Below are 26,953 nucleotides of genomic sequence, written 5' to 3'. Positions count from 1 at the left end.
GCCGTTTTTATGCCCGCGTAAAAAAGCCGTGGGAACAGGATTTTGCGGATCGGGGTATGACGGTCCTGCGTCACACCGGTCTGGACGTGCGTAGCCGGCGGAAGTCCCCTCACACCTTCGATCACAACCGCCGGCTACGTCTTTTTCCAAGGCGAGCCAGTCGGGCCCGGGACGCGAAGGCAAGTTCAGTCGACCTGGACGAGAGGCTCCGTCAATCGATAGCCCACCCCGCTCTCCGTAACGATCAGCTCCGGGTCCGACGGATCGACCTCCAGCTTGTCCCTGAGCATGGCGATATAGCTGCGCAGGTACTGCCCATCGACGACCGGATCGTCCCACCCCGCGATCATCAGCCGCCGCTGCGTGACGACCTGCCCCGCGTTGCGCGCCAGGGTTTCGAAGATGGCGAATTCCTTGGGCGAAAGGTGGATCGGCTCGCCCATGAGGACCACCTCGCGGGTTTTCAGATCGACCCGCAGCAGGTCCGATTGCAGGACCTTGGGTTCCTTGCCCCGCGCCTCGTTGCGCCGCCGTTCGACCACGCGGATCCGCGCGAGCAGCTCTTCCATGCCGAACGGCTTGTCGATGTAGTCATCGGCGCCCTGGTCGAGCGAGCGGACCTTGTCCGCTTCCATGTGACGCGCCGAAACGACGATGACCGAAGCGTCGGCCTTCTTCTTGAAGGTCGAGATCAGGTCCGAGCCGTCCGCATCGGGCAGGCCAAGGTCGAGCAGGACGAGATCGATCTCAGAGGCGCCCACGGCGGCCAGTGCGGACTTTGCATCCACTGCCTCGATCACGTCATGCCCGAGAGCGGACAGGACCGGCCTCAGCGTGCGGATGATGGATGGTTCGTCATCGACGATGAGTATCTTCATGGCTGCGCCTCGTTATTGCGCTCGTCGCGCTGGAGCAGGGGAAACCGCAGCGAAACCCGCGTGCCCCTGCCTTCGCGGGCGGGGGATTCCACCGATATGCTGCCTCCGCAGCCTTCGACGAAGCCCTTGGCGATGAACAGGCCAAGTCCGGACCCTTCCGAGGCACGACGGGCGCTACCCTTGTAGAACCGCTCGAAAACACGCTTTAGATCGGGCCCGTCGATACCGTCTCCTTCGTCCGTCACGGACAGCTGCGCGACACCGTCACCTGCTTCGACCTCGATCGAGACGGGAGCGCCCGCGCCGTATTTGCCGGCATTGTCGAGCACGTTGAAAATGGCCTGCTCCACCATGGCCGGGTTCGCCGAAATCACCACCGGGCCATCGCCCAGCCTGCGTTCGAACACTACATCCGGGTGCAGCGTACGCGCCTGCCGCAGGGCAAGATTGGCCAGTTCACCTAGGTCGACGACCTGCATCGCCTTAGGCGACACGCCAGCCTCGATGCGGCCCACGTCGAGCAACTCGCTGGTATAGCGGTCGAGCCGGTGGCACTGCTCGATGATCGAGGCGAGCAGAGCGGTGCGCTCTTCCTCGGGCAGGCGGATAGCGGGCGAGGAAAGCGCGCCCGCTGCCGCCTCGATGACCGTTATCGGCGTCCGCAGGTCGTGTGAAACCGAAGACAGCAGCGAATCCTTCAGCGCCTCGCTACGCGCCTGCGCCCTCGCCTCGGTTACTTCGTCGAGCAGGACGCAGCGCTCGATCGCCAGCGCGATAAGTGCGGAAATGGAATTGAGGTCGGGGATGCCCGGACGGTCGCTGCCCGCCTCGGCAAGGTGGAACTGGGCAATCCCGATGACACCCCGCGCGCCGGTCAGTTCAAGCACAATTGGATCGACAGGACCGGCAGAAGCGGGCGTCATCGGTTCCTGCCCTGTCGGGTAGGTCACGATCTCACCCGTACTCGGACGAAGGAACAGGTCACCCTGGGACAGGAATATCTTCACCGACCTTACCCCCTGACGCGGCAAGAGGTCGCGCATGACGGCCTCCACCTCTTCCACCTTGAGCGCGCGCTGGAGACGGTCGCTTACGGTCAGGAGGAAGGCAGTCTTGAACTGGGCCTGGGACGCACGGTCGACGGAATCGCGCAGCCTGCCGACCAGCAGGCCGGTGATGAGCGCGGTGACATTGAAAGCGATCAGCGGCACTGCCTCGTCCGCCGTGGTGACACCGAATTCGAACACCGGCTCGCTGAGGAAGAAATTGTAGACCAGCGAAGCGGCAATCGCCGAACCCAGCGCTGCGAAGAGGCCCGAATGCACTGCAACCAGGATAACGCCGCTCAGATAGACCAGAACGGCTGTAATCGGGCGGTCCGCCCATTGGGCGACATAGGTTCCCGCGGTCGCGATGAGGAATATCGCGACATCGAGTGCCCATGCGTGGTTGGTCTTGTTCAAGCGGCGGCCTTCATCGTGCTGGTCGGGAAGCATCCCTCCTAACCGCTTTGGCCGCCAGCCGCATGCACGGGTTTTCTACACCCTTGCCGTGGCAGCTGCATGAAACGCCAGGCTAGCGATGAGCGCCGCGGTCCCGGTCGAGCAGGAGCTGGAACAGGATCGCACGGATTTCGCCGTCGATTTCGCCATCGATCTTGCGCGGGCGCCAGCGGCGCTGGAAGGCTTCCACGGCCTTGTGCCCGTCGGTGATGTCGTAACCGTACCGCTCCAGCGCGAGATAGAACGCCCCGTCATTGTCGAACGGGTCGCCCAGCTCGATCTTCGGGGTAGAAAGGCACAGGCCGTATTCCGCCAGCCGTTCCCACGGGAACAGCTCGCCCGGATCGATCTTGCGAGCCGGTGCCACGTCGGAATGGCCGACCACGTTGGCGCGCGGGATGTCGTATTGCTTCACCATGCGCGCCAGCAGGGGCACCAGCGCCTCGAACTGCGCTTCGGAGAAATCGCGATAGCCGTTGAGATGGCCGGGATGATCGAGCTCGATACCGATGCTGGCCGAATTCACGTCCTTGTGGCCGCGCCAATAGGACAGGCCAGCATGCCAGGCGCGCTTTTCCTCGGGCACGAGGCGGATGACCTCGCCTTCCTCGCTGATGAGGTAATGGGCCGAAACCTTGGTTTCGGGATCGCACATACGATCCAGCGCGGCCTCGGCGCCGAGCATCTCGGTATAGTGGATGACCACCATGGTGATGGGGAGCGCGCGCTCGTCGAAATTGGGTGACGGCGCCTCGCGGTGGACGAGTTCGTCCCGGCTCCCCTCCGCGCTCAACCGATGAGCCCTTCGCCTTCGGGCATGACCGCGCCCATCACCAGCGTGTCTTCGGTGCGGGCGTATTGGAGGCCGCCGCCGGTCTGCTCTGCCAGCAGGGCGATCATGTGGGCTGCCGCCGTACGGCTGGAGAGTTCGTGGGCCGGCAAGCTGCCGTCGAGCGCCTTGCCGATGGTTTCGTCGAACGCGATCTTGGGACCGCTGGCGCGAACCACGATTTCGCAATTGCCTTCGCGGATTTCGGCGCCGACATCCAGCGTGCCGCCGCGCACCAGCGCATCGATCGCGATCTGGGCGAAGTTGAGGAGCACCTTGACCGCCGGCTTGCCGAGGTTCGCGGTCTCGATGGCCCAGTTGATCTCGATCTTGTTCTTGTCCGCCACCAGCGCCTCGATCAGCGCGCGCGGTTCGGCAACGTCGACGCGGTCGCCGAAGCCGCCGGCTGCACCGAAGGCGAGACGGAAGAACTTGAGCTTGTTGGTGGAAATCGCCGCGCTCTGTTCGAGCAGCGCGACCACGTTGGCGCGCATTTCGGGGTCGGTTTCCATCGCCAGCAGTTCGAGCCCGTTGCTGAGCGCGCCGACCGGGCTGAGCATGTCGTGGCACAGGCGCGAGCAGAGCATTGCCGCAAGATCGGTGGAAGTACTGTCAGTCATGAAGATCCCGTCGGGTACGATGTATTAACCGCCTTCTAGCGTTCGCGGACCACATAGGGAAGCGCATGGAAACCGCCATCCCCCGAGCGCCAGAAGGTGACTCCGCCTGCCGCGATAATCGCCCAGACCGCCCCATCGCCTGCCGCCAGCTCGGCATCGCGGGGCGACGGACCGATGCGTCCGTTGGGATGCGAATGGTAATAGCCGAGCACCTGGGGGCCGCCCGCGCGGGCAGCGCGGTGGGCGTCGATCAGGGCCTGCGGGTCGATTTCGAAATGCCGCCCGGGCTCTGCATGGACGTTGGCTGCGGGCACGATTTCCTCGATCCGCAAAGCTGTGCCGAGCAATACGCCGCAGCATTCGCGCGGGTGCGTATTCGCTGCGTCATCCAGCAGGCGCTGCATCACGTCACTTGAGAGTTCGAGCGTCATCGCGCATGGCCCTAGCATGGCCGAGCCAGAAATCCTCGCCGGAACGCTGTCCGAAGCCGGTCGCCTCGACAAGGTGCTTGCCGAGGCCAGCGGCCTGTCGCGCGAACGGGTCAAGACGCTGATCGCCCAAGGCGCGGTAACCATCGGCAGGACCGTGGCGAAATCGGCGTCCGCCAAGGTCAGGGGCGAGGAAAACTGGCGCATCGCCCTGCCCCCACCCCAGCCGCTCGATACGCCCGCGCAGGACATCCCGCTCGACATCGTGTTCGAAGACGACGACCTCCTGGTGGTCAACAAGCCCGCCGGCATGGTCGTGCACCCGGCTGCCGGCAATCTGGAGGGCACGCTGGTTAACGCCCTGCTCCACCACTGCCGCGGCAAGCTGTCGGGCATCAACGGGGTCGAGCGTCCCGGCATCGTTCACCGCATCGACAAGGATACCAGCGGGCTCCTCGTGGTCGCCAAATCCGATGCAGCGCACGAGGGCCTCGCCAGGCAGTTCGCGGACCATTCGATAACGCGCCGCTACCTCGCGGTCTGCGCGGGGCATCCAAATCCGCCATCGGGCACGGTTTCGGGCCGGATCGGGCGTTCGGACAAGGATCGCAAGAAGATGACGGTCCTCCCTGATGCGTCCTCGCGCGGTAAGCACGCGGTCACGCATTTCGAGACGGTGGAGCGGCTCGAGGGCGCTTCGCTTATCGAATGCAGGCTGGAAACGGGGCGCACGCACCAGGTCCGCGTTCACTGTGCGTCAATCGGTCATGCACTACTGGGGGATCCTGTCTATGGACGCACTCCCAAGGCCCTCCGGCCCCTGCTCGAACGGCTCGATTTCCGCCGCCAGGCGCTGCACGCCGCGAGGCTCGGATTCAAACATCCTATCAGCGGGGAAACCTTGGATTTCTGCGCCGAATTACCAGCGGATATGCGGGAACTCATCGACGAAACCGCTCGTTGAAATCGACGAAAGGGCCGTGCAATCCGGCGCCCGCTACTGTATAAGTAACTGAGTGGCCCGAATGACCGGATGCCCATCAGGGGTCCGGCAAGAGAGGTCGACGCAAGAAAGGTCAGGATATTAGTGTCTAACGCAAAGTCTTTGAGCGTCCCGGCGCTCGGCGGTGAGCAGAGCCTCAACCGCTATCTCTCCGAAATCAAGAAGTTCCCGGTGCTGACGGCTGAGCAGGAATACATGCTCGCCAAGCGCTACGAGGAACACGAGGATCCCGAAGCTGCGGCGCAGCTCGTGACCTCGCACCTGCGACTCGTGGCGAAGATCGCCATGGGCTACCGCGGCTATGGCCTGCCGGTTTCGGACCTCATTTCCGAAGGTAATGTCGGCCTGATGCAGGGCGTGAAGAAGTTCGAGGCCGATCGCGGCTTCCGGCTCGCCACCTATGCCATGTGGTGGATCAAGGCTTCGATCCAGGAATACATCCTGCGTTCGTGGAGCCTTGTGAAGATGGGCACGACCGCTGCGCAGAAGAAGCTGTTCTTCAACCTGCGCCGCATGAAGAAGAATCTCGACGCCTACGAGGATACCGACCTCCACCCCGACGACGTCACGAAGATCGCGACCGATCTCGGCGTGCCCGAGCAGGAAGTCGTCAACATGAACCGCCGGATGATGATGGGCGGCGACGGCTCGCTCAACACGCCGATGCGCAATGGCGAGGAAGGTTCGGGCGAATGGCAGGACTGGCTGACGGACGACCGTCCGCTCCAGGACGAAACCGTTGCCGAAGCGGAAGAAAAGGAAGTCCGCCACGAAATGCTCGTGGAAGCTATGGACAGCCTCAACGACCGCGAGAAGCACATCCTCACCGAACGCCGCCTGACGGACAATCCGCAGACGCTCGAGGAGCTCAGCCAGGTCTACTCGGTCAGCCGCGAGCGGATCCGCCAGATCGAAGTGCGGGCGTTCGAGAAGCTCCAGAAGGCAATGCAGCGTATCGCAGGCGAAAGGCTGCTGCCGGGCGTCGCCTGAGCATCTGCGCCTGAATAGAGACACCAGAGGGGCGGCCTTGTGCCGCCCCTTTTTCGTGTTTGACTGCGAAACCCGCTTGGGATTGGCAGCGCCGTGCGGTTGCATTCCGCTCACCTGCTCGCTTCAATACCGATGGGCAGTGATCGCGAAGGCGCGCTGGATCGAGAAAAGCAGGGGAAACCGATGAAACTCAACACTTTGGCGACGGGTCTTGCATTGGCTGTTGCAGGGATCGCGTTGACCTCCCCGTCGGAGGGCCAGGCACAGAAGCGGATCGAGCAGCCGACCGGCCCGTGGAAGCACAGGGGCACGGGCGTGGTCTTTCCGGACCGGGTCGGGCAGTTCGAGCGGACCTCTATCAACGAGTTCTCGTCCGACGGACGAGATGCTGGCGTGGGATACAAGCTGGTCAACAGCGATGGGACGCTGCTGATCAACGTCTATGTTTACCCCAAAATCGGCGGCTATAACTGCGAAGAGGTCTTTGCCGACAGCGCGAGCCTGATCGCAAAGTATCCGGGTGCGCAGGAAAACCGCTTCTGGATTTCGCCATCACCCGACCGTTCGCGATCGTCCGCAGCGCTTTCCGTCCGTTTCGATGTGCCGGCAAATTCCACTGGCGAAGGCCATCAGGCATCGCTTTCCGACCTCTATCTCTACTGTCCTGCCAAGGGCGATTGGCTGGTCAAATATCGCGCCAGCTGGTTCGGCGGGACGGCGGAAAATTTTCCGGACCCGCTGGACCTGATGTCCGCCATCGACTGGCGCGCCGCCGAACGCTGAGCGCTCGCCTCCCCTATTTCGGAGGCGCCAGGTCGAGCACTGCGGCAATCATCGCGCGCGTGCCCAGCGTCACGCTCTCGCGCGGCGCGATCTTGAACAGCGGGGAATGGTGCGAAGGGACCGGCGGCCCGCCATTGGCGGCCGCCTCAAAATCTTCGGGCGGAGTGCCTCCGACCGCGAAGTAATAACCCGGCACGCCCTGCTCCTTGGTGACGAAATAGGCGAAATCCTCGGCCCCCATGCCGGTCTGGACCGCGGGCAGGAAGCCGTCTTCCCCGAAGGCATCGATCATCACCGCATTGAGCCTGCGCGCGAGCGCAGGATCGTTGGCCGTGACCGGCGTCCCTTCCGTGCGGGTGACGCGCGGCAGGAGGTTTTCGGGCAGGCCGTGCGCGCGGCCTATATTGACCGCGATCCGCTCGATCGCCTCGTGGATCTGGGCCCGCACCTCCTCGTCATTGGCGCGCACCGTCAGCTGAAGGCGCGCCTCGTCCGAGATGATGTTGTGCTTGGTGCCCGAGTGGAACGAACCCACGGTGACGACCACCGGTGACAGAGGCCCAACTTCTCGGCTGTCGATCGATTGGAGCGCCGTCACTATCTGCGCGCCGATGTACACGGGATCGCGGCCCTGATGGGGTGATGCGCCATGTGCGCCGATGCCGGGCACGACGATGTCCACCGAATCCGCGCTCGAACCGACGATGTCTTCCGACCCCGAAACCTTGCCGGTCGGCAGGTCGGCATCGACATGGAAGGCAACCGCGTAATCGGGCTTGCCGAAGCGTTCGTAGAGGCCATCCTTGAGCATCAGCTCCGCCCCGCCCACGCGCTCTTCGGCAGGCTGGACGACGAACATCAGCGTGCCGGACCACTGGTCCTTCATCTCCATCAGCCTGCGCGCCGTGCCGACCATGGAGGTGATGTGCACATCGTGCCCGCAGGCGTGCATCACGGGATATTCGGTCCCGTCCTGCGCGACCTGAACGGCCTTGGATGCATAGGGCAGGCCGGATTTCTCGGGCAGCGGCAGGCCATCCATGTCCGCGCGCAGCATGACGAGCGGTCCGGGCCCGTTGCGCACCATGCCCACGACGCCGGTTCCACCGACGCCTTCGGTCACCTCCATGCCGGTCGCGCGCAATTCGGCAGCCATCCGCTTGGCCGTGTTGGTTTCGAGGAAGGACAGTTCGGGATTTTCGTGGAAGTGCCTGAACAGTGCGCCCAGATGGTCGGCGTAGTCCGCCTCCACGGCCTTGGCGATTTCGCCGGTATCGGCACTCGCCTGGCTCGCCCCCATCGCCAGCGCCACTGCGGCAGCGCCGATCCATTTGCTGTCGACTCGCATGTCCTTCTCCCCTGTTGCGGTGGGGAACAGAGCATGGCGCCGCGCTATCAACAAGCGCGATTGCGCGCGGCGGTGGTGCGCAGTAGACGCGCGGCTATGCGTGTCGTCGTGCGTTTCCTCTTTCGCTTCCTCGTCGGTTTCCTGGGCCTGAGCATCGCGCTGGTCGTGCTGTTCAAATTCGTGCCGGTGCCGGTGACCGCGACGATGATCATGGACGGCAACGGAATTACAAAGGACTGGGAGCCGCTTTCGAACATCGACCGCAACTTGGTGCGCGCCGTCATCGCGGCAGAAGACGGGAAATTCTGCACGCACGACGGTTTCGACCGCGAAGCGATCGAGAAGGCTATCGAGCAAAATGCCAAGGGCGGGCGTATCCGAGGCGGTTCGACCGTGAGCCAGCAGACCGCGAAAAACGTCTTCCTGTGGCAGGGTGGCGGCTATTTCCGCAAAGGGCTGGAGGCCTATTTCACCGTCCTCATCGAGAATATCTGGGGCAAGCGGCGGATCATGGAGGTCTACCTCAATGTCGCGGAAACCGGGATCGGCACCTATGGCGCAGAAGCCGGGGCGCAGCGATACTTCGGCAAGTCGGCGGCACGACTGACCCCGCTGGAGGCGGCGCGCATGGCGGCGGCCCTCCCTTTGCCGAAGGAACGGTCGGTCAAGAATCCGGGCGGATGGCTGCGGCGCCACGGCAATACCATTTCGGCCCGTATCGGCGTTGTCGGGCGCGACGGTCTCGACGCCTGCATCTACGACTAGGCAGCATTTCGCACCGCAGAACTTTACCCCGCATCCTCGCTTATGTATGTTATAACATTGCAGACGCGATATTTCGTATCCCGCTGTATTCCAGCGTTTTTCCTTGAAGGACGTCCGGAAAAACGGCAGTCGGGCGGGATTACGGGCATGGGGAGCCAGCGAAATTGGGAATAGGCCACAGCCATGATCACGCGCACGAGGGGCACGGGCATGACGGGCACGGGCATGGAGGGCACGGCCACTCGCACGCTCCGAAGGATTTCGGCCGCGCATTCCTGATCGGCATCATCCTCAATAGCGGTTTCGTGATCATCGAGGCCGTTTACGGATGGATTTCCGGCTCGATGGCGCTGATTGCGGACGCCGGGCACAATCTTTCCGATGTTCTTGCCCTGCTGCTGGCCTGGGGCGCCAGCGTGGCCGCCAAGCGTCCGCCGAACGAGCGTTTCACTTACGGCTACAAGAGCTCGACCATCCTCGCTGCGCTCGCCAATGCAGCGCTTTTGCTTGTCGCAATCGGTGCAATCGCGTTCGAGACCGCACACCGCATGACCGATCCGCTGCCGGTTGATGGAACGACCATGATCATCGTCGCCGGCATCGGCATCGCGATCAACACCGGCACTGCGCTGCTTTTCCTTCGCGGGCGCGAACATGACCTCAATATCCGCGGCGCCTTCCTGCACATGGCGGCCGATGCGCTGGTCAGCCTTGGCGTGGTTCTGGCGGGGATCGCCATCCTCTATACAGGGGCACTCTGGATCGATCCGGTGGTCAGCCTGATCATCGTGGCCGTCATTGCCTGGGGAACATGGGGGCTGCTCAAGGATAGCGTAGCCATGAGCCTGCTCGCCGTGCCCAAGGGTATCTCCGAAAAAGCCGTCCGCGGCTATCTCGCCTCGCTCGAGGGGGTGAGCGAAGTGCAAGACCTCCATATCTGGCCCATGTCGACCACCGAAACCGCACTGACGGCGCATCTCGTCATGCCCGGCGGACATCCGGGCGATGCCTTCCTGCGCGAAGCCGCGCACGAGCTGGAGCACCATCACCGGATCAATCACGCGACCATCCAGGTGGAAACCACCAGCAAGCAGTGCGGGGTCGGTTGCCCGTGAAGCCGGCAAGCGCAGCGGCCCGCGAAAGGCTGAAGGCGGCCATGGCCCGCCTTGCTGGGGGGGATCGCGGCGCGCTGGAGGAAATTTATCGCGCCACCTCGGCGAAGCTTTTCGGCATCTGCCTGCGTATCTTGGGTGACGAGAAGGAAGCCGAGGACGCGTTGCAGGACGTCTACATCAATCTCTGGCGCAGGGCTGACCGGTACGACCCCGGCCGGGCGAGCCCGATTGCGTGGCTGGCGACCTTCGCACGCAACCGCGCGGTCGACCGGCTGCGGACCGGCAAGCTGCGCCGGGCGAGCGTCGGCGAGGAAGAAGCCGCGCCGATAGCGGACGCCTCCCCTCTTGCCGAAGACCTGCTCATCGATGCCGAGCGCGAGGCCCGCGTCCACCAGTGCATCGAAAAGCTTGAAGACGAACCGCGCAGCGCCATCCGCTCCGCTTTCTTCGAAGGCCGCACTTACGCCGACCTCGCAGAGAGCAGCGGCACGCCGCTGGGGACGATGAAGAGCCGGATCCGCCGCGCTCTTGCGCGCCTCAAGACTTGCCTGGAGAAGGGGGAATGACCGACGCGCCCCGCCCCGACGACGACACGCTTGCCGCGGAATATACGCTCGGCCTGCTGGAGGGCGAGGAACTGCTGGCCGCGCGCGGCCGTGAGGCAAGCGACCCCGGCTTTGCGGCAGCCGTCGCCTGGTGGCAGGACCGGCTCGCCCCGATGCTCGACGAGATTTCGCCTGCGACACCGCGCGCAGAGGTCTGGCGGCGCATCGAAGAGGCGCTGGACGGTGCCGCCCCGTCGGCAGAGGTCATCGATCTCAGGAACCGGATGCGCCGCTGGCAGGTCTTCGGCACCGTGAGTGCCGCAGCTGCCACCGCGATTGCCGTCTTCGCCTTCACCTTCATGACCCTGCCCACCACACGTCAGGTGCAGCCACGGGCAGAGGCTCCGCTGGTCGCATCGGTGCCGATTGCGGATACCGAGCTGAGGCTGGCCGTAACCTACCTGCCCGACCGCAGCGAATTGCTCGTCTCGGCAAGCGGCCTGACCGCCGACGGGATCCACGACCATGAGCTGTGGCTGGTCCCGCAGGATGATACGCCGCTCCTCTCGCTCGGCGTGGTCGCCCCCGGCGAGGAACGCCGCGTGACGCTGGAACCGGCAGTCGCGGCGAAGATGGCGGCCGGTGCGCCGCTGCTCCTCACGCGCGAACCTCTGGGCGGCAAACCCGAAGGCGTCGATGCCGGGCCGGTGGTCGCGGAAGGCCAGCTGAAAAAAATCTGAGGCCGCATGCATCCGCGGGGCAACCCGCTCCGTAACTCTCCCACGCAAGAAGGACGGGCTTGCACGAAAAGGAGAGTTTCAATGCCGATTTCGAACCAGCTCAAGGCCGCAGCCGCGGCGTCCGTACTTGCCATGGGCGGGCTTGCGCTCGCCGCCGCGACGCCGGCCGTTGCGCACAACCATGGCAAGCATTCGATGAAGAGCCAGCCCAACATCGTCGAGGCCGCCATGGGCACGGGCGTGCACGACACGCTGGTTGCCGCCGTCAAGGCCGCCGACCTCGTCGACACTCTGTCTTCGCCCGGCCCCTTCACCGTCTTCGCGCCGACCGACGATGCATTCGGCGAACTGCCGGCCGGCACCGTCGATGCGCTGCTGCAGCCGGCCAATAAGGGCAAGCTGCAGACCGTGCTGACCTACCACGTCGTCTCGGGCCGCATCCCGGCTGCCCAGCTTTCGGCCGCAATCAAGCAGGCCGGTGGCAGCTATGAATTCGAAACGGTCGCAGGCGAGACGCTGACCGCCAGCTTCGATGGGCACACCATCGTCGTCACCGACGCCCTGGGTCGCGAAACCAAGGTCGTGCAGGCCGATGTGAAGACCACCAACGGCGTGATCCACGTCACCGACGGCGTCTTCCTTCCGAGCGTCTGAAGGTTGCAAGGCACCGCCGCATAAACCTTCCCCCTCGAACGGCGGTGTCGACTTGTCCCGCCCGGCTTGCGTAGCGCCGGGCGGGATTTTTCATGTCCCGGTTTCAGGCCTTGAGCGTCAATGACCAGTTCTGCGGCGCGGTCGATGCGACGCCGACCGGCGTCTTGGGGCGATAGGGCTTTTCGAGCCGGTTGACCTCGTCGCGGGTGAGATCGAGCGCCATGGCCTCTACCGCCGCGCCGATATGGCCCGGCTTGGTCGCCCCGATAATCGGCGCGGTGATGCCCGGCGTGGCGAAATGCCATGCCAGCGCCACGGTCGCGCGCGAAACACCGCGATCGGCAGCGATCCGGCCGACTGCCTCGATTACCTCGCGGTCCGCGTCCACGTTCTGCGTGTAGAGCAGCTTGCCGAACCCGTCGGTCTCGCTGCGCACGGTGCTTTCATCCCATGCGCGGGCGAGCTTACCGCGCGCGAGCGGGGACCAGGGAATGATGCCGACGCCCTGGTCGCGGCAGAGCGGGATCATCTCGCGCTCTTCCTCGCGGTAGAGCAGGTTGACGTGGTTCTGCATCGAGATGAAGCGCGTCCAGCCGTTAGCGCGGGTTACCTCCTGCGCCTTGGCGAACTGCCACGCGGCCATGGAGGATGCGCCGATGTAGCGCGCCTTGCCCGCCTTCACGATGTCGTGCAGCGCCTCCATCGTTTCTTCGATCGGAGTGGTGTCGTCCCACCGGTGGATCTGGAACAGGTCGACATAATCCATGCCGAGCCGCGCCAGGCTGTCGTCGATCGCCTGGAACAGGCTTTTGCGCGAATTGCCGCCGGTATTGGGCGCCTGCCGCCAGGGCAGAAAGGCCTTGGTCGCCAGCACGATCTCGTCGCGCTTTGCGAACTGGGGAAGCAAGCGGCCCACGACCTCTTCGGACGCTCCCATCGAATACATGTTGGCCGTGTCGAAGAAGTTGATGCCCGCTTCCACCGCCTCGCGGATGAAGGGACGGCTGTCGTCTTCCGACAGCACCCACTCGCCATGCCAGCCTTTGCTGGTGTCGCCATAGCTCATGCACCCGAGGCACAGGCGCGAGACCTTGAGGCCCGAAGGGCCGAGATTGACGTATTCCACCGTGTCAGTTCCCTACGCTCAGGCCACCATCGACGCTGATCGTCTGGCCGACCACGTAATCGGCCAGCGGCGAGGCAAGGAACAGCGCCGCGCCCGCCATGTCCTGCGGCAGGCCGAGGCGACCGCGCGGGGTGCTTGCGATGGTGGCATCACGGAACTTCTCGTTGCCGAGGAAGGCGTCGTTGATCTTGGTGTGGACATATCCCGGCGCGATGCCGTTCACGCGGATGCCTTCTGCCGCGAAGGCGAGGCTGAGCGAGCGGACCATGCTGATCGCCGCCGCCTTGCTGGCGCCATAGGCCGGGTTGCCGATCAGGCCGCGATAGCCGCCGATCGAACTGATGATGATCAGCGATCCGCCGGTATCCGCCAGCTTGACGCGCACGGCATTGGAGCAATCGAGCAGCGAGTCGAGATTGACCGCCATGACCGCGTCCCAGCCTTCACGGTTGAACTCGTCGCGGTTGTAGCGGGCGATGCCCTGGCACAGCACCACCACGTCGAGCCGTTCGGGCCATGCGAAGGCATCGAGGGCCGCGCGGTCCGCCACGTCGAGCGAATGGAAGATCAGCCCTTCGAGGACGCTGCCGTCTTCGGGTGAGTAATCGTCCGCGCTGGCCCTGGTGCCGGTCACGTGGACCTCGGCCCCCTGTTCGCGGAAGCCGTGGGCAATGCCGTTGCCTATCCCGCTCGTCCCTCCGACGACGAGGACGGTCTTGCCGGTAAAATCGAGCGGATTGGCCATGTCTGTCTCCTCAGATCGCGCGGCTGACGACTTCCTTCATGATCTCGTTCGTGCCGCCATAGATGCGCTGGACGCGGGCATCGCGCCACAGGCGGGCAATGGGATATTCGTTCATGTAGCCAGCCCCGCCATGCAGCTGCAGCGACTTGTCGCAGCATTCCCACTGCAGTTCGGTGTGCCAGAGCTTGGCGGCACTCGCCTCGTCGGTGGTCAGTTCACCCTTGAGGTGGCGCTGGATCGCCCAGTCGAGATGCGCCCAGCCGACCTGCAGCTTGGCCGCGAGGTCCGCGAGCACGAACTTGGTGTTCTGGAACTCGAACACGGTGCGTCCGAAAGCCTTGCGGTCCTTGGTGAACTTCACCGCTTCGTCGAAGGCGCGCTGGGCACCGGCCTGCGCGCCGACGGCGATCGACAGGCGTTCCTGCGGCAGTTCTTCCATCAGGTGGATGAAGCCCCGCCCTTCGCCGCCGAGCAGATTGTCCTTCGGCACGCGGCAGTCGTTGAAGAAGAGCTCGGACGTGTCGGCGGCGTGCTGGCCGATCTTGTCGAGATTGCGCCCGCGCTCGAAACCGGGCGTTCCCGCATCGACGAGGATGAGCGAGGTACCCTTGGCGCCCTGCGAGGGGTCGGTCTTGGCGACCACGATCACCACGTCCGCATTCTGGCCGTTGGTGATGTAGGTCTTGGACCCGTTGATGACCCATTCGTCTCCGTCGAGCGTCGCGGTGGTGCGCACACCCTGCAGGTCTGAACCCGCACCCGGTTCGGTCATGGCGATAGCGGTGATGACATCGCCGCTGATCATGCCGGGAAGGTACTTCGCCTTCTGCTCCTCGGTGCCGAGCCGCTCGAAGTAATTGACCGTGATGTCGTTCTGAAGCGTGAAACCGGCAGACGAGCCAAGGTAGCTCAGTTCTTCCGCGATCACGCAGTTGAAGCCGAAATCGAGGCCTAGCCCGCCGTTCTCTTCCGCGACCGTGGGGCACAGCATCCCCGCCTCGCCCAGCGCCTTCCACGCGCTGCGCGGAACGATGCCCTCTTCCTCGTGCTGGTCGAGATAGGGCGTCATGTGTTCGGCAAAGACCTTGCGCACCGTGTCGCGGAAGGCCTCGTGGTCTTGGGAATAGGCGAAGCGTTTGGACGTATCGAGCATCTGGGGGACCTTATGCGTTCTGGAAACCGGCGAGCCGCTTGGTGATGATCTCCTCGGCCTGGGCCATGATGCCGTCGATCAGCTCCTTGCAGGTCGGGATGTCATGGATGAGGCCTGCAACCATGCCGCAGGACCATGCGCCTGCGTCCATGTCGCCCTCTGTCATGATCCGCGGATAAACGCCCGCGACCTGTTCGATGATGTCCTCGAACCTGAGGTCGGAGCCCTTCTCCTTCTCGATGCGAAGCAGTTCCTCGACTGCGTCATTGGTCATCACGCGTTCGGTGTTGCGCAGCGGACGCATGACGAGGCGCGTGTCGAGTTCGGAAGCCGCGACGATGGCCTTCTTCACGTTCTCGTGCACCGGCGCTTCCTTGGTGGCGATGAAGCGCGTGCCCATGTTGATGCCGTCCGCGCCCATGGCGAGGCTGGCGACGAGGCTGCGGCCATCGGCCATGCCGCCGCTGGCAACGAAAGGGATTTCCAGCTCGTCCGCCGCGCGGGGCAGCAGGATCATGTTCGGGATGTCGTCCTCGCCCGGGTGGCCGCCGCATTCGAAGCCGTCGACCGAAACCGCATCGCAGCCGATCGACTGCGCCTTGAGGCTGTGGCGCACGCTGGTGCACTTGTGGATCACCTTGACGCCCGCATCCTTGAAATAGGGCAGGACCTGCGCGGGGTTGTTGCCCGCCGTCTCCACGATCTTCACCCCGCCTTCGATGATGACCCGTACCAGCCCCGGATAATCGGGCGCGTTGACGGTGGGCAGGAAGGTCAGGTTCACGCCGAAGGGCTTGTCGGTCATGTCCTTGCAGCGCGCGATCTCGTTGGCGAGCTTTTCGGGCGTGCCCTGCGTCAGGCCGGTGATGATGCCGAGACCGCCGGCATTGGACACGGCTGCCGCCATTTCGGCGAAACCGACATAATGCATGCCGCCCTGGATGATCGGATGCTCGATGCCGAACATTTCGGTGATGCGAGTCTTCATGGCCTGCCTCTCCTGCTGGTTGCTTTTCGCAACCGGTATCGGGCGGGCAGGAGAGAGTCTAGCGCTTCGCGATGCCTTCGAGCGCGCGCAGCAGTTCAAGGCCGCGTTCCGTAAGGGCAAGTCCCTCGCCCGATTTGTCCGCGAGGCCCTCGTGCTCCAGATCCTCGCCGGTGGGCGCACGCATCAGCCGCCCGTACCGGCCGGAATGATAGATCAGCGGTTCGGCATCGCGGCGCTCGAATTCGACCACTTCGCCGAGGAAGATCGCATGGTCGCCGCCTTCGTATTCGAAGCGTGCGCGGCAACCGAACCGGGCAGCATATCCCGCCAGCATCGGCGCGCCTTCCGGCCCGTCGACCACGTCGAGTCCCGCAAACTTGTCGTTGCCGGGCTGCGCAAAGCGGTCGGACATGGCCTGCTGGTCTGCGGCCAGCACGTGCACCGCCCAGCTCTGCGCCTCGCGGAAGACCGGCAGGCTGCCCGAATCGAGCGAAAGGCTCCACAGCACCATCGGCGGGTCGAGGCTGACCGAGTTGAAGCTGTTGGCAGTCAGGCCCACCGGACGCCCGTCGGCATCGCGCGCCGTCACGATGGTGACGCCGGTCACGAAAGAGCCAAGTGCGCTGCGGAAGGCCTGCGGGTCGAACATCGTCGGGACGGCGCTAGAACGCCGCGGGCCGGACGGCAAGTGTCAGGCTGCGGCCATTCGTGCAGGACAATACTTGTCGAGATATTCCTTGTGGCCCGGCATGCGCTGGACGAGCCACTGGATGGACTTTGCCATCTCGTCGATCTCCGTTCCAGCAACATCGGCCACGCCGTCTGCCATCGGGCTGGTTCCGTCCATGGTGATGCCCTGACCCAGCATGACTGCCGCCCAGCTGGTGGTGGTGAAAAGCTCGTCCTCTTCGCGGAAGACCTGCCCGTTTGCCTTGAACACCTCGATCTTCTCGGTGAGGCTGTCGGGTACGGCCATCGTTCGGCAGTAATTCCAGAACTCGGAATCGTCGCGGCGTGTCGCCTTGTAATGCAGGATCAGGAAGTCGCGGATGCGCTCGTATTCCCGGACGGTAAGGCGGTTGAACGTGTTTGCCTGCGCCTCGGTCACGCCGTCGAGCGACATGGTGGCGATCAGCTTGTTCACGCCGGTATTGATCAGATGGATCGACGTGCTCTCCAGCGGCTCCATGAAGCCCGATGCCAGCCCCAGTGCGACGACGTTCTTGTTCCAGAATTTCTTCCGGCGGCCCGTCACGAAGCGCAGGTGATTGGGTTCGGCGGTGGGCTTGCCGGCCATGTGCTTGACGAGGATGTCATGGGCCTCGTCAGCCTCCATGAACTGGCTGCAATAGACATGGCCGTTGCCATTGCGGTTCTGGAGCGGGACCTGCCACTGCCAGCCGGCCGAATGTGCGGTTGCGCGCGTGAATGGTGGCGGCGGCGAACCGTCGTCGCGGTTGCACGGCAGCGCCACTGCCCGGTCGCAGGGCAGATAGTGGGTCCAATCCTCGTATCCGGTTTCCAGGGCCTGCTCGATCAGCAAGCCGCGAAAGCCGGTGCAATCGACGAACAGGTCGCCGGCAATTTCCTTGCCGCTGTCGAGAGTCAGCTTGGTGACGAAACCGCTTTCGCCGTCGAGAGCCACGTCCTTGACGATGCCTTCATGCCGCACCACGCCGCGCTGCTCGGCGTATTTGCGCAGGTACTGCGCATAGTCGGTGGCGTTGATGTGGTAAGCATAGTTGATCGGCGGCAGGTCGTCGCGCGCGTAATCTTCGGTGCGGGAAAACTTGCCGTAATGGGCGGCCATGGTTTCCAGGTTGAAGAGCTGCAGGGGACGCTTGTCGCCGCGCTCGCGCAGCTTGTGCCATACCTGATGGAAGCCGATGCCCCCGATATCGTAGCCATAGGCACCGAAGGGGTGAATGTAGCTTTCCCCTACCTGACCCCAGTTCACGAACTGGATGCCGAGCTTGAAGGACCCCTGCACCTCGGACATGAATTCCCGCTCGTTGATCCCGAGCGCCTGGTTGAATTCGACAAATGGCGGGATCGTAGCCTCGCCGACGCCGACCGTCCCGATCTGCTCGGATTCCACGACGGTGATCGCCACCTTCCGGCCATCGCGGATGCGTGACAGCGCTGCGGCCGCCATCCATCCTGCCGTACCCCCGCCCACGATTACGATATGTTCGATTGCCATTCCCAACCCTTGCCATGTCCTGCCGCGTGTTGCCAGTACGCCACGCTGTGTGTGAACGTTCATATTGTGTCTTGTGAACGCTAACAAGTGGCGGTATGTTACAAATGAATGTCGGGGTAAACCCTGCACATCAGTCTTGGGACTAGGGAGGAAACATGTCTCGCAAACTGCCGCGCGCTGCGAATCTGCCACGCCGAATCATCGCACTCACCACGGCATCGGGCCTTGCGCTCGTCGCTGCGCAGCCGGCCATGGCTCAGGCGCAGGACGAAGACGCCGAAACCGCCGCCGCCGAAGAAGTCGATGAATCCAACGTCATCGTCGTTACCGGCATCTCCGCATCGCTGAGCAGCGCGCAGGACTTCAAGGAACGCGCCGACACCGTCGTCGACGTCATCACCGCCGAAGATATCGGCGCACTGGCCGACCGTTCGGTTGCCGAAGCGCTGCAGCGCGTCCCGGGCGTCAACATCGGCCGCTTCGAAAAGACGTCCGACCCGACCCGCTTCTCCGTCGAAGGCACCGGCGTCATCATCCGCGGCCTGCCCGACAATTTCGGTCGTTCGGAACTGAACGGCCGCGACATCTTCTCCGCCACCGGTGGCCGCAGCCTCAGCTTCGAAGACGTTTCGCCCGAACTGGTCGGCCGCGTCGAAGTCTTCAAGAACGTGACTGCCGACATGATCGAGGGCCAGATTTCCGGCCTCGTGAACCTCGTCACGCGCAAGCCGCTCGATAAGCCCGGCCTCAATATCGCCGGCTCGATCGAAGCCAACTATGGCGACCTGCGCGAAAAGTGGTCGCCGACCTACAACATCCTCGTGTCGGACACCTTCGACACCTCGCAGGGCACGTTCGGCCTGCAGTTCAGCTACTCGAACTCCAAGCTGAAGAGCCGGACCGATTCCTCGCAGGCGATCGACCCCTGCTACCGTCCCGCAGACCTGAGCGGCGGTTGCTACCGCGTCTTCGACCTCAACTCGGGCGGTTTCGGTGACGAGCCGAACTTCACGCCGGACGAATTCCCGCCGGCCGGCTCGGTCCTGGTGCCGCAGTATGCCGGTGTCCGCTCGACGACGCTCGACCGCGATCGCGAGGCGATCTCGGGAGTGGCGCAGTTCGAGACGCTCGATGGCGGCCTGCTGATGACGCTGGAATACCTGCGTTCGGAAACCACTTTCTCGACCGAGGAATTCGCCCTTATCGGCCGTATGGACGATGGCGTTTCCTCGCCCGATCCGCGTTCGGACAGCACCTGGCAGTTCGAAGACGGCAAGTTCGTCAGCGGCATCCTGACCGACAATGTCGGCGATGCCTATGCAACGCCCTTCGGCTACGGCGGCATCCCGCTCGACAGCCTGCGCTTCCTGCGCGACACGAAGAGCGTGACGCAGGACATCTCGTTCGACGTCGACACGATCTTCTCGGACCGCTTCCGCGGCAACTTCGAGATGCAGTACATCTCGTCCGACCTCGAGCGCGATTCCGTATTCGGCGCGATGAGCACCTGGGCCGATATCGATCTCGACCTGTCCGGTGGTACGCCGAACGTCCAGTTCCTCGCTCCGGTCGGCGCACCGGCTGACTACTTCTCGTCGGGCTTCTACACCTATTACTGGTTCGGCCTCGACAGCCGCGAGAAGAACGATGCCGACATGTTCAGCCTGCGCGGTGATTTCGAATACGACATCAGCGACGACGGCTTCTTCAAGAAGGCCCGTTTCGGCGCACGCTGGGCGGCGCGCGATCGCACGACGCGCAACACCAACTTCAGCACCTGGGGTAACCTTTCGGCACCGTGGGCCGGCCGTGGCGGCTGCGCTCCCTGGGGCGAAGGCCCGGGCTGTTTCTCGGAATCGCCGCCCTACACGGCTGACTGGTCGGGCTTCAAGGCCGGCCGCTTCTATACCGGCCTCCCGGGCCAGGAGTTCGCCATCGCAGGCGGTGCCTTCACCGACGATTTCCCGGACTACAGCCAGCTTCGCGCTCCGTTCGCCGACAATTTCCAGCGCGGCGAGACGGCAACGCCGATCCCCGGCGGCCAGGCATGGTTCTACGGCGGTGACGACTTCCTGCAGGACTACCTCGACGGCGTAATCGACGGACAGTGGGACGAGATCACCACGTTCTCGCAGACGCCCGAGCGCTTCAACCTCGGCGTCAACGGCCGCACCTTCACCCGCTTCGACGGCACCACCTTCCAGTGCGATCCGTACTGTCCGCCGGAAATCTCCGACGTCACCGAAACGACGACCGCGGCCTACGCCCGTGTCGACTTCGGCACGGATTTCGCCAACGGTTGGTCGATCGCCGGCAACTTCGGTGTGCGCTATGCGGACACGGTCGTGAAGACGAACGCCTTCGTCGCCTTCCCGAACCCGGGACAGTTCGACAATCCGAACATCGTCAACGGCGTCAATGTCGGGGGCAACGGGGATGGCATCGTCCAGCCGGGCGAAATCACCCAGACCTGCCCGGTCCTGCCGCCGAATGCGCCGATCGATCCGGACACCGGCTCGCCCTTCCCGCGCGAGATCCTTTACTGCCAGCTCACGGGTGCACGCCTCGCCGAATATGCCTCGCTCTTCACCGGCGAGTTCATCCAGGACACGCGCGACATCACCTTCGACCACTGGCTGCCGAGCTTCAACATCAGGCTCGACAGTGGCACGGGTCTCGTGCTGCGCGGCGCGGTGTCCAAGGGCATCACGCGGCCTGACCTGAACCTGTTCAGCGCAGGCGGCGTGTTCGGCTTCAGCGGCCGCGTCAACGATGGTCCGCTGCTGTCGATCCAGACGGGTAACCGCGGCCTCGTTCCGGTGGAATCGTGGAACTACGACATCTCGGCAGAATGGTACTTCGCCGAAGTCGGTTCGCTTACCGCCGCCTTCTTCGTGAAGGATATCAAGGGCCTGATCGACACCGGCACCGGCCTCCAGACCTACACGACCGAAAGCGGCACCACCGCCGACGTCATCATCCGCGGCCCCGCCAACGATTTCGACGGCGTGCTCAAGGGCTTCGAGCTTGCCTACCAGCACAAGTTCGACTTCCTGCCGGGTCTGCTGAGCGGCTTCGGGGTGCAGGCATCGTACACCTACATCGATGCCGGCGACTTCTCGAACCCGACGCTGTCGAACATCGGCAACCCGTCGGTCGCCAGCGGTGCAGGTCCGCAGAACGTCGGTCCGTTCCAGGGCGAACTGCCGCTGAGGGGCTTCTCGGAGCACACCGTCAACGGCGTCGTCTTCTACGAAAAGGGTCCGTTCTCGGCTCGTGCCGCCTACAACTGGCGGAGCGACTTCCTCGTGACGCCGCGCGACGACCTCTTCCCGTTCTCGCCGACCTTCCAGGAATCGGGCGGCCAGCTTGACGCCTCGATCTTCTACGCGGTCAACGAGAACCTGAAGCTGGGCGTGCAGGGCGTGAACCTGCTGGACGAAGTGACCACCCTGTCGACCGTCGTGGACTACGAAGGCACCAGGATGATCAGCAACGCGTTCCGCAACGACCGTCGCTACACCTTCCTCGCCCGCTTCAACTTCTGACCGGGCGGGTCCCAGACCACGCATTAGGAGCGGGCCCCGGTTGCGAGACTGGGGCCCGCTTTGTTTCGAAGGCGTTGATTTCGACAGCGCCGCGCTTCCCAACCGGCGCGGCCTTTGGCTAGAGTAACGGCCTGCTGGCGATCCGGCCTGAACAGACCTTGGGGGTTTCGATATGGGTAGGCGCCGTCAGGCTGTCACCATCAAGCACGTTGCTGCAGATGCCGGTGTATCGCTGCAGACCGTCAGTCGCGTCATCAACAACGAACCCAACGTCCGCCCCGTCATGAAGGAGCGGGTGCAGGCCAGCATCGACAAGCTGGGATACGTGCCGTCCAAGGCCGCCCAGCAGATGAGCGGATCGCGTTCCTACCTCATCCTTGCGATCAACGACCGCGACCTCACGATTGCCGACTGGAAAGCTCGCGAAGGCCGCGACTGGGTCGACCAGATGATGTTCGGCGGGATGCTGACCTGTGCGGAGCATGGCTACCGCATGATGATCGAGCTGGTCGACACACATAACGATCATGTCGAGCGCGAGCTGGGCGCGGCCATATCGGCCCTGCAGCCCGACGGGGTGATCCTCACCCCGCCCCACTCGGAAAATCCGCTGATCACCGGCCTCCTGGCCGAACGCAGGATCCCCTTCGCGCGGATCGGCTCGACTCAACCCGGGCCTGGCATCGCAATGACCATGGGCGACACGCACAATGCGCGGATCGCGACCGAACACCTGCTCGGGCTCGGCCATACAGCAATCGGCTTCATTGCCGGGCCTGCGGAATTCAGCCTCAGCGGCTGGCGCGTGGCAGGCTGGCAGGAAGCGATGTTCGCTGCCGGACTTTCGACCGACGGGCTGCTCGAAAAGGGCGATTTCGGGTTCGAGACCGGCCTGGCCGCAGCACGCAAGCTGCTGGGCACCGCCAATCGCCCGACCGCCATCATCGCCAGCAGCGACCAGATGAGTATCGCCGTGCTCGAAGCAGCCAAGGAGTACGGCCTCGAAGTCCCCCGAGACCTGTCGGTAATCAGTTTCGACAATTCGCCGATCGTGCGGTTCACACAGCCCGCCCTTACGGCCATCGACCAGCCGATTGCGGCCACAGCTTCGCGGGCGGTCGAACTGCTTATTGCGGCGCGCGGCACCCCCCCTCCCACCGAGCCGGTTCGCGTGAAGGGCGAGCTGGTGGTCCGCGATTCGACCGCGCCGGCTCCCGGCGACAATGCCGCCTGAGGTCCGGTCGCAGGCGGAGCAATCGCGCCGGTTCCTGTATCTTTACGCACTGGCTGCCGCCGGCGGCGCGGTCGCCTACGTTCCGTTTCTGACATTGCTCCTGCCCCTTCGCGTTACCGCGATGGAAGGATCGGATACGGTCGGCGCTCTCGCATACATAGCCTTTGCCGGCGCGATTTCCGCCAGTCTTGCCAATATCTTCTTCGGCTGGGCGAGCGACCGGACACGCAACCGCCGCATCTGGATCGCAACCGGCCTCGCCTTGTCGTGCCTGTTGCTGGTGTCGGTCAGCCGGACCAGCAATCCGGCCGAGCTTCTGGCGCTAATCGTGGTGTGGCAAATCGGTCTTAACATGATGCTGGCTCCGCTGGCCGCCTGGGCCGGTGATTGCGTACCCGATGGCCAGAAGGGGCGACTGGGAGGACTTCTGGCGTGCGCCCCGGCCCTGGGTGCGCTCTCGGGGGCAGTGATCACCCTGCCCGGGGTCGCGGAACCCGATGCGCGCCTGGTGATCGTCGCGGTGATCGTGGCGCTGATGGTTGCGCCCGTCCTCCTGTTCGGCCGCCCGCGCCCGATGCCGCACCTCATGGAAGCGCCCGAAATCCAAGCACCGCTGAGAACCTCGGTACTGCCCCGGATCGACCGCACGGTGGCCCGGATGTGGTTCGCTCGGTTGCTGGTCCAGATCGCCGAAGCCGCTCTCTTCGCCTATCTTCTCGTCTGGTTCGCGACGATCGATCCTGCGTTTGGTGACAACCAGACGGCGACCGTTTTTACAGTCGTGCTGGCCCTGTCGATTCCCGCTGCCATGTTGGCAGGCAAATGGTCGGACCGGACAGACCGACCGATCGTCCCGCTTGCATGGGGAGCAGGTGTCGGAGCGGCGGGCCTCGTGATGATGGGCCTTGCCGACGGGCTGGTGCCAGCCATCGCGGGCTATGTCGTGTTCGGCCTCGCCACCAGCGTCTTCCTCGCTTTGCATACCAGCCAGACGCTGCGTGTCCTGCCAAGGCCCGCCACTCGCGGTCGCGATCTCGGTCTGTTCAACCTCACCAATACGGTGCCCAGTCTGATCATGCCCTGGCTTACACTGGCGCTAGTACCGGTGTTCGGCTTCGACGCGCTGTTCCTTGTCCTCGCTGCACTGGCAGCGCTGGCCATGCTCCTGCTCATAACCCCGACCCGGAAAATCTGACCGCTTGATTTTGCAACCGAAGCATGTCACTTCTTGCGGTTGATAACGTTCTCAATCAACCTAGAGAGCGGGAGGGATTGGACAATGAAAGCGTATTGGTTGGCAACGGCTGCAGCCCTTGCCGCTGCTGGGTGCACCACTGTTCCGGGCGATGTCGAAAGCGCGCCCGCCGCATCCGCAGTTTCGGCCGAAGACGCCGTAGTTTCCGACCTCGTTTCGCGCATGAGCGTGGAACGCAAGGTCGCCCAGCTCATCCAGCCGCAGATCAACTCCTTTACCGCCGAAGATATGCGACGCTACCGGTTTGGCAGCTATCTCAATGGCGGTAACGGCGGCCCTTATGGTGACGAATTCGCCCCCGCTTCCGAATGGCTGCGCCTTGCCGACGAAATGTACGACGCCTCGGTAGAGCCGCTAGCAAACGGCGAACCGGCAATCCCGACCATGTGGGGCACGGATGCCGTCCACGGGCACACCAATGTCGTGGGCGCGACGATCTTCCCGCACAATATCGCGCTTGGCGCGGCGGGCGATGCCGATCTCGTCCGCCGCATCGGCAAGGCCACGGCAGTCGAAATCGAGGTCACCGGGATCGATTGGAACTTCTCGCCCACCGTTGCCGTCGCACAGGACGACCGCTGGGGCCGGACCTACGAAAGCTACTCGGAAAATCCCGATCTTGTCGCCAAGCTGGGCGCCGCTCTCGTCGAGGGTCTGCAGGGCCGCAAGGGCGATCCCGACTTCCTCGGCGACGGTCACGTGATTGCCACGGCCAAGCACTTCTTCGGCGACGGCGGCACGGCCAATGGCGTCGACCAGGGCGAAGTGAACGGCGATATCGAGCAGCTGATCGCGCTGCACGGACGCCCCTACCCCGCGACTATCGCTGCGGGCGTCGAATCGGTCATGGCCAGCTTCAACTCGATCAACGGGCGCAAGATGCACGGCAACGAGGCCCTGCTGACCGGCGTCCTGCGCGAACGCATGGACTTCGACGGTCTGGTCGTGGGCGACTGGAACGGACACGGCCAGGTCGCGGGCTGCACGGTCACCGACTGTGCGCAGTCACTGCTCGCCGGGCTCGACATCTACATGGTGCCCGACGACTGGAAGGCGCTGATGGAAACGCTGGTAGCCCAGGTCAAGGACGGAACCATTCCGATGTCGCGTCTCGACGAGGCGGTGGCGCGGGTCCTTAAGGTCAAGTACCGCGCCGGTCTGCTCGGAGTGGATGCGAAGCGTCCTTCGGAGCGCGGCTATGCCGGCCAGTTCGACAAGCTCGCTTCGCCAGAACACCGCGCCATCGCGCGAGAGGCCGTGGCCCGGTCGCAGGTCATCCTGAAGAACAACGGCGTCCTGCCGCTGCGCAGCGGCGCGAAGGTGCTGGTTGCCGGCACTGCCGCAGACGATATCGGCCAGGCATCGGGCGGCTGGACGCTCGAATGGCAGGGCGGCAGCGAATACGTGATGGGCGGCGATGCCGGCAAGAACGGCGCGCTGTTCCCCAATGCCAGTTCCATCTGGGACGGGCTGAAGGAAGCGGTCAACGCCAAGGGCGGCAGTGCCACCCTTTCGCCCGACGGCAGCTTCAGCGCCCGCCCCGACGTTGCCATCGTCGTCTTCGGCGAGAAGCCCTATGCCGAATTCGCCGGGGACCAGGGCGACATGGTCTTCCGCGACGAAGAGGGGCTGAAACTGCTCCGCTCCTTCCGCGAGAAGGGCATTCCGACCGTTGCCGTGTTCCTTTCGGGCCGTCCCATGTGGATGAACCGCGAACTGAATGCCGCCGATGCCTTCGTCGCATCCTGGCTGCCGGGCAGCGAGGGCGCCGGCGTGGCCGACGTCCTTACCGGCGCGCGCCCTGCAACCGGTCACCTGTCGTTCTCCTGGCCCGCCGATTGCAACGGCAAGCCCGTGAACGGCCCTGAAGGCGCGCTGTTTGCCTTCGGCTATGGCCGTACCCTCGAGGACACCTCGCCGCTCGGCCAGCTCGACGAAAGCTGCCTTGCGCTCGAAAGCTTCGACAGTTCCGAACTGTTCGGGTCGGGGCGCCTCGCCTCGGGCGTGGTCGCCTATGCCGCAGGCGGCAACCTCGCCATGGCGAGCGACATGCTCGCCCAGATGCGGGGGACCTCCAGCGCGGCGGGCGTCGCCATCCGCGGGGTCGATCGCAATGCGCAGGAAGATGCGCGTGAAATCACCATGCAGCCGGGCTCGCGCTTCGGCATCCTGCAGCCCGATGGCGGCAGCGGCGCCTATCGCATCACGTACCAGGTGCTCGGTCGCCCGACCGGCCCGGTCAGCCTGACCGTTGCAAATGGCGACAAGAGCACGACGATCGACGTGACGCGCGAATTCCAGCACGCAGGCGACAAGGGCTGGCGCGAAATGGTCGTCACCGCGGCGTGCGCAGCGACGCTCGGCGACCGGATCGAATTCGCGACCGGGTCCAAGCTCACCTTCGGCATCGCATCGGTGGAACGCAAAGACCTGCCGGAAGGCACGGAGTGCTCTTTCTAAGGGGCATTCGTATTCGCTTTGCCTGAGCCCTTAAGGCTGGC

At 64.3% G+C, this 26,953-nt stretch carries 24 protein-coding genes; 12 read left to right on the top strand and 12 right to left on the bottom strand.

Translation table 11 applies throughout. The features are described 5' to 3' along the window. Positions 1–185: 185 nt before the first annotated feature. The 5 genes from LCL94_RS09805 to LCL94_RS09785 form a co-directional block, all read right to left on the bottom strand. The gene (locus tag LCL94_RS09805) at positions 186–878 is read right to left on the bottom strand and encodes a response regulator (protein ID WP_224832042.1); all 693 of its coding nucleotides are present in this window, start codon (positions 876–878) and stop codon (positions 186–188) included. Beyond that, positions 875–2,341, bottom strand: coding sequence for an ATP-binding protein (locus tag LCL94_RS09800; RefSeq protein ID WP_224832041.1), 1,467 nt, complete (start codon positions 2,339–2,341; stop codon positions 875–877). The genes LCL94_RS09805 and LCL94_RS09800 overlap by 4 nt, the downstream gene beginning before the upstream one ends. A 112-nt stretch (positions 2,342–2,453) precedes the next feature. Then, positions 2,454–3,089, bottom strand: a complete 636-nt coding sequence (locus LCL94_RS09795) for an N-acetylmuramoyl-L-alanine amidase (RefSeq protein ID WP_224832695.1) — start codon at positions 3,087–3,089, stop codon at positions 2,454–2,456. A gap of 80 nt (positions 3,090–3,169) precedes the next feature. Further along, positions 3,170–3,829, bottom strand: a complete 660-nt coding sequence (locus tag LCL94_RS09790; RefSeq protein ID WP_224832040.1) for a histidine phosphotransferase family protein — start codon at positions 3,827–3,829, stop codon at positions 3,170–3,172. Between the two features lie 35 nt (positions 3,830–3,864). Further along, a complete protein-coding gene (locus LCL94_RS09785; RefSeq protein WP_224832039.1) occupies positions 3,865–4,260 on the bottom strand; it encodes a M67 family metallopeptidase in 396 nt (131 codons plus the stop codon). Positions 4,261–4,276: 16 nt separating this feature from the next. Here LCL94_RS09785 and LCL94_RS09780 point away from each other — a divergent pair, with 16 nt between their 5' ends. The 3 genes from LCL94_RS09780 to LCL94_RS09770 all read left to right on the top strand — a co-directional run bounded on the left by LCL94_RS09780 (position 4,277) and on the right by LCL94_RS09770 (position 7,033). Then, positions 4,277–5,221, top strand: coding sequence for an RluA family pseudouridine synthase (locus LCL94_RS09780; RefSeq protein WP_224832038.1), 945 nt, complete (start codon positions 4,277–4,279; stop codon positions 5,219–5,221). 69 nt (positions 5,222–5,290) lie between these two features. Then, positions 5,291–6,250, top strand: a complete 960-nt coding sequence (gene rpoH, locus LCL94_RS09775; protein ID WP_261388698.1) for an RNA polymerase sigma factor RpoH — start codon at positions 5,291–5,293, stop codon at positions 6,248–6,250. 183 nt (positions 6,251–6,433) lie between these two features. Continuing rightward, positions 6,434–7,033, top strand: coding sequence for a hypothetical protein (locus LCL94_RS09770; RefSeq protein ID WP_224832037.1), 600 nt, complete (start codon positions 6,434–6,436; stop codon positions 7,031–7,033). A 13-nt stretch (positions 7,034–7,046) separates the two neighbouring features. On the opposite strand, the gene LCL94_RS09765 is transcribed toward LCL94_RS09770, so the two are convergent. After that, entirely contained in the window at positions 7,047–8,381 is a 1,335-nt protein-coding gene (locus tag LCL94_RS09765) for a M20 metallopeptidase family protein (protein WP_224832036.1), read from the bottom strand. A gap of 96 nt (positions 8,382–8,477) precedes the next feature. Here LCL94_RS09765 and mtgA point away from each other — a divergent pair, with 96 nt between their 5' ends. From mtgA to LCL94_RS09740, 5 genes are all read left to right on the top strand, one after another. Beyond that, positions 8,478–9,146: a monofunctional biosynthetic peptidoglycan transglycosylase gene (gene mtgA / locus LCL94_RS09760; protein WP_224832035.1), complete on the top strand. Its 669-nt coding sequence runs from the start codon at positions 8,478–8,480 to the stop codon at positions 9,144–9,146. 164 nt (positions 9,147–9,310) lie between these two features. Next, entirely contained in the window at positions 9,311–10,261 is a 951-nt protein-coding gene (locus LCL94_RS09755) for a cation diffusion facilitator family transporter (protein WP_224832034.1), read from the top strand. Continuing rightward, on the top strand, positions 10,258–10,827 hold the full coding sequence (locus LCL94_RS09750; protein WP_224832033.1) for a sigma-70 family RNA polymerase sigma factor: 570 nt from the start codon (positions 10,258–10,260) through the stop codon (positions 10,825–10,827). The genes LCL94_RS09755 and LCL94_RS09750 overlap by 4 nt, the downstream gene beginning before the upstream one ends. After that, positions 10,824–11,546 (top strand): anti-sigma factor domain-containing protein, encoded by a 723-nt coding sequence (locus LCL94_RS09745; RefSeq protein ID WP_224832032.1) that lies wholly within the window; start codon positions 10,824–10,826, stop codon positions 11,544–11,546. Before LCL94_RS09750 ends, LCL94_RS09745 begins: the two co-directional genes overlap by 4 nt. Before the next feature lie 81 nt (positions 11,547–11,627). Further along, the gene (locus tag LCL94_RS09740) at positions 11,628–12,200 is read left to right on the top strand and encodes a fasciclin domain-containing protein (protein WP_224832031.1); all 573 of its coding nucleotides are present in this window, start codon (positions 11,628–11,630) and stop codon (positions 12,198–12,200) included. A 103-nt stretch (positions 12,201–12,303) separates the two neighbouring features. On the opposite strand, the gene LCL94_RS09735 is transcribed toward LCL94_RS09740, so the two are convergent. Genes LCL94_RS09735 through LCL94_RS09710 form a run of 6 tightly spaced genes read right to left on the bottom strand, consistent with a single transcriptional unit; the run spans position 12,304 to position 18,415 of the window. Beyond that, positions 12,304–13,326, bottom strand: coding sequence for an aldo/keto reductase (locus LCL94_RS09735; RefSeq protein ID WP_224832030.1), 1,023 nt, complete (start codon positions 13,324–13,326; stop codon positions 12,304–12,306). A 4-nt stretch (positions 13,327–13,330) separates the two neighbouring features. Continuing rightward, positions 13,331–14,071, bottom strand: a complete 741-nt coding sequence (locus LCL94_RS09730; protein WP_224832029.1) for an SDR family NAD(P)-dependent oxidoreductase — start codon at positions 14,069–14,071, stop codon at positions 13,331–13,333. Positions 14,072–14,081: 10 nt separating this feature from the next. Next, positions 14,082–15,224 carry an acyl-CoA dehydrogenase family protein gene (locus LCL94_RS09725; RefSeq protein ID WP_224832028.1) on the bottom strand — a complete coding sequence of 381 codons (1,143 nt, stop codon included), beginning with the start codon at positions 15,222–15,224 and terminating at the stop codon, positions 14,082–14,084. 10 nt (positions 15,225–15,234) lie between these two features. Further along, positions 15,235–16,212: an NAD(P)H-dependent flavin oxidoreductase gene (locus LCL94_RS09720; RefSeq protein WP_224832027.1), complete on the bottom strand. Its 978-nt coding sequence runs from the start codon at positions 16,210–16,212 to the stop codon at positions 15,235–15,237. 58 nt (positions 16,213–16,270) lie between these two features. Continuing rightward, on the bottom strand, positions 16,271–16,861 hold the full coding sequence (locus LCL94_RS09715; protein ID WP_224832026.1) for a flavin reductase family protein: 591 nt from the start codon (positions 16,859–16,861) through the stop codon (positions 16,271–16,273). Between the two features lie 42 nt (positions 16,862–16,903). Then, the gene (locus tag LCL94_RS09710) at positions 16,904–18,415 is read right to left on the bottom strand and encodes a tryptophan halogenase family protein (protein WP_224832025.1); all 1,512 of its coding nucleotides are present in this window, start codon (positions 18,413–18,415) and stop codon (positions 16,904–16,906) included. A 155-nt stretch (positions 18,416–18,570) separates the two neighbouring features. Here LCL94_RS09710 and LCL94_RS09705 point away from each other — a divergent pair, with 155 nt between their 5' ends. The 4 genes from LCL94_RS09705 to LCL94_RS09690 all read left to right on the top strand — a co-directional run bounded on the left by LCL94_RS09705 (position 18,571) and on the right by LCL94_RS09690 (position 26,912). Further along, on the top strand, positions 18,571–21,963 hold the full coding sequence (locus LCL94_RS09705; protein WP_224832024.1) for a TonB-dependent receptor: 3,393 nt from the start codon (positions 18,571–18,573) through the stop codon (positions 21,961–21,963). Between the two features lie 172 nt (positions 21,964–22,135). Next, positions 22,136–23,197, top strand: a complete 1,062-nt coding sequence (locus tag LCL94_RS09700; protein WP_224832023.1) for a LacI family DNA-binding transcriptional regulator — start codon at positions 22,136–22,138, stop codon at positions 23,195–23,197. Beyond that, complete coding sequence (locus LCL94_RS09695; protein WP_224832022.1) at positions 23,187–24,392, top strand: MFS transporter; 1,206 nt, start codon at positions 23,187–23,189, stop codon at positions 24,390–24,392. Before LCL94_RS09700 ends, LCL94_RS09695 begins: the two co-directional genes overlap by 11 nt. An 84-nt stretch (positions 24,393–24,476) precedes the next feature. Continuing rightward, positions 24,477–26,912, top strand: coding sequence for a glycoside hydrolase family 3 protein (locus tag LCL94_RS09690; RefSeq protein ID WP_224832021.1), 2,436 nt, complete (start codon positions 24,477–24,479; stop codon positions 26,910–26,912). The last annotated feature ends 41 nt before the right edge of the window (positions 26,913–26,953 follow it).

The sequence above is a fragment of the Qipengyuania gaetbuli genome, assembly GCF_020171365.1.
Lineage (GTDB): Bacteria > Pseudomonadota > Alphaproteobacteria > Sphingomonadales > Sphingomonadaceae > Qipengyuania > Qipengyuania gaetbuli_B.
The sequence above is the reverse complement of the archived record's forward strand: the minus strand, read 5'-3'. Positions and strand labels throughout refer to the sequence as shown.

Excerpts from the sequence above, each read along its gene's own strand:
- LCL94_RS09805 (WP_224832042.1), bottom strand. The coding sequence starts at position 878 with ATGAAGATACTCATCGTCGATGACGAACCATCCATCATCCGCACGCTG.
- LCL94_RS09795 (WP_224832695.1), bottom strand. The coding sequence starts at position 3,089 with ATGGTGGTCATCCACTATACCGAGATGCTCGGCGCCGAGGCCGCGCTG.
- LCL94_RS09790 (WP_224832040.1), bottom strand. The coding sequence starts at position 3,829 with ATGACTGACAGTACTTCCACCGATCTTGCGGCAATGCTCTGCTCGCGC.
- LCL94_RS09785 (WP_224832039.1), bottom strand. The coding sequence starts at position 4,260 with ATGACGCTCGAACTCTCAAGTGACGTGATGCAGCGCCTGCTGGATGAC.
- LCL94_RS09780 (WP_224832038.1), top strand. The coding sequence starts at position 4,277 with ATGGCCGAGCCAGAAATCCTCGCCGGAACGCTGTCCGAAGCCGGTCGC.
- rpoH (WP_261388698.1), top strand. The coding sequence starts at position 5,291 with ATGCCCATCAGGGGTCCGGCAAGAGAGGTCGACGCAAGAAAGGTCAGG.
- LCL94_RS09770 (WP_224832037.1), top strand. The coding sequence starts at position 6,434 with ATGAAACTCAACACTTTGGCGACGGGTCTTGCATTGGCTGTTGCAGGG.
- LCL94_RS09765 (WP_224832036.1), bottom strand. The coding sequence starts at position 8,381 with ATGCGAGTCGACAGCAAATGGATCGGCGCTGCCGCAGTGGCGCTGGCG.
- mtgA (WP_224832035.1), top strand. The coding sequence starts at position 8,478 with ATGCGTGTCGTCGTGCGTTTCCTCTTTCGCTTCCTCGTCGGTTTCCTG.
- LCL94_RS09745 (WP_224832032.1), top strand. The coding sequence starts at position 10,824 with ATGACCGACGCGCCCCGCCCCGACGACGACACGCTTGCCGCGGAATAT.
- LCL94_RS09740 (WP_224832031.1), top strand. The coding sequence starts at position 11,628 with ATGCCGATTTCGAACCAGCTCAAGGCCGCAGCCGCGGCGTCCGTACTT.
- LCL94_RS09730 (WP_224832029.1), bottom strand. The coding sequence starts at position 14,071 with ATGGCCAATCCGCTCGATTTTACCGGCAAGACCGTCCTCGTCGTCGGA.
- LCL94_RS09725 (WP_224832028.1), bottom strand. The coding sequence starts at position 15,224 with ATGCTCGATACGTCCAAACGCTTCGCCTATTCCCAAGACCACGAGGCC.
- LCL94_RS09720 (WP_224832027.1), bottom strand. The coding sequence starts at position 16,212 with ATGAAGACTCGCATCACCGAAATGTTCGGCATCGAGCATCCGATCATC.
- LCL94_RS09715 (WP_224832026.1), bottom strand. The coding sequence starts at position 16,861 with ATGTTCGACCCGCAGGCCTTCCGCAGCGCACTTGGCTCTTTCGTGACC.
- LCL94_RS09710 (WP_224832025.1), bottom strand. The coding sequence starts at position 18,415 with ATGGCAATCGAACATATCGTAATCGTGGGCGGGGGTACGGCAGGATGG.
- LCL94_RS09705 (WP_224832024.1), top strand. The coding sequence starts at position 18,571 with ATGTCTCGCAAACTGCCGCGCGCTGCGAATCTGCCACGCCGAATCATC.
- LCL94_RS09700 (WP_224832023.1), top strand. The coding sequence starts at position 22,136 with ATGGGTAGGCGCCGTCAGGCTGTCACCATCAAGCACGTTGCTGCAGAT.
- LCL94_RS09695 (WP_224832022.1), top strand. The coding sequence starts at position 23,187 with ATGCCGCCTGAGGTCCGGTCGCAGGCGGAGCAATCGCGCCGGTTCCTG.
- LCL94_RS09690 (WP_224832021.1), top strand. The coding sequence starts at position 24,477 with ATGAAAGCGTATTGGTTGGCAACGGCTGCAGCCCTTGCCGCTGCTGGG.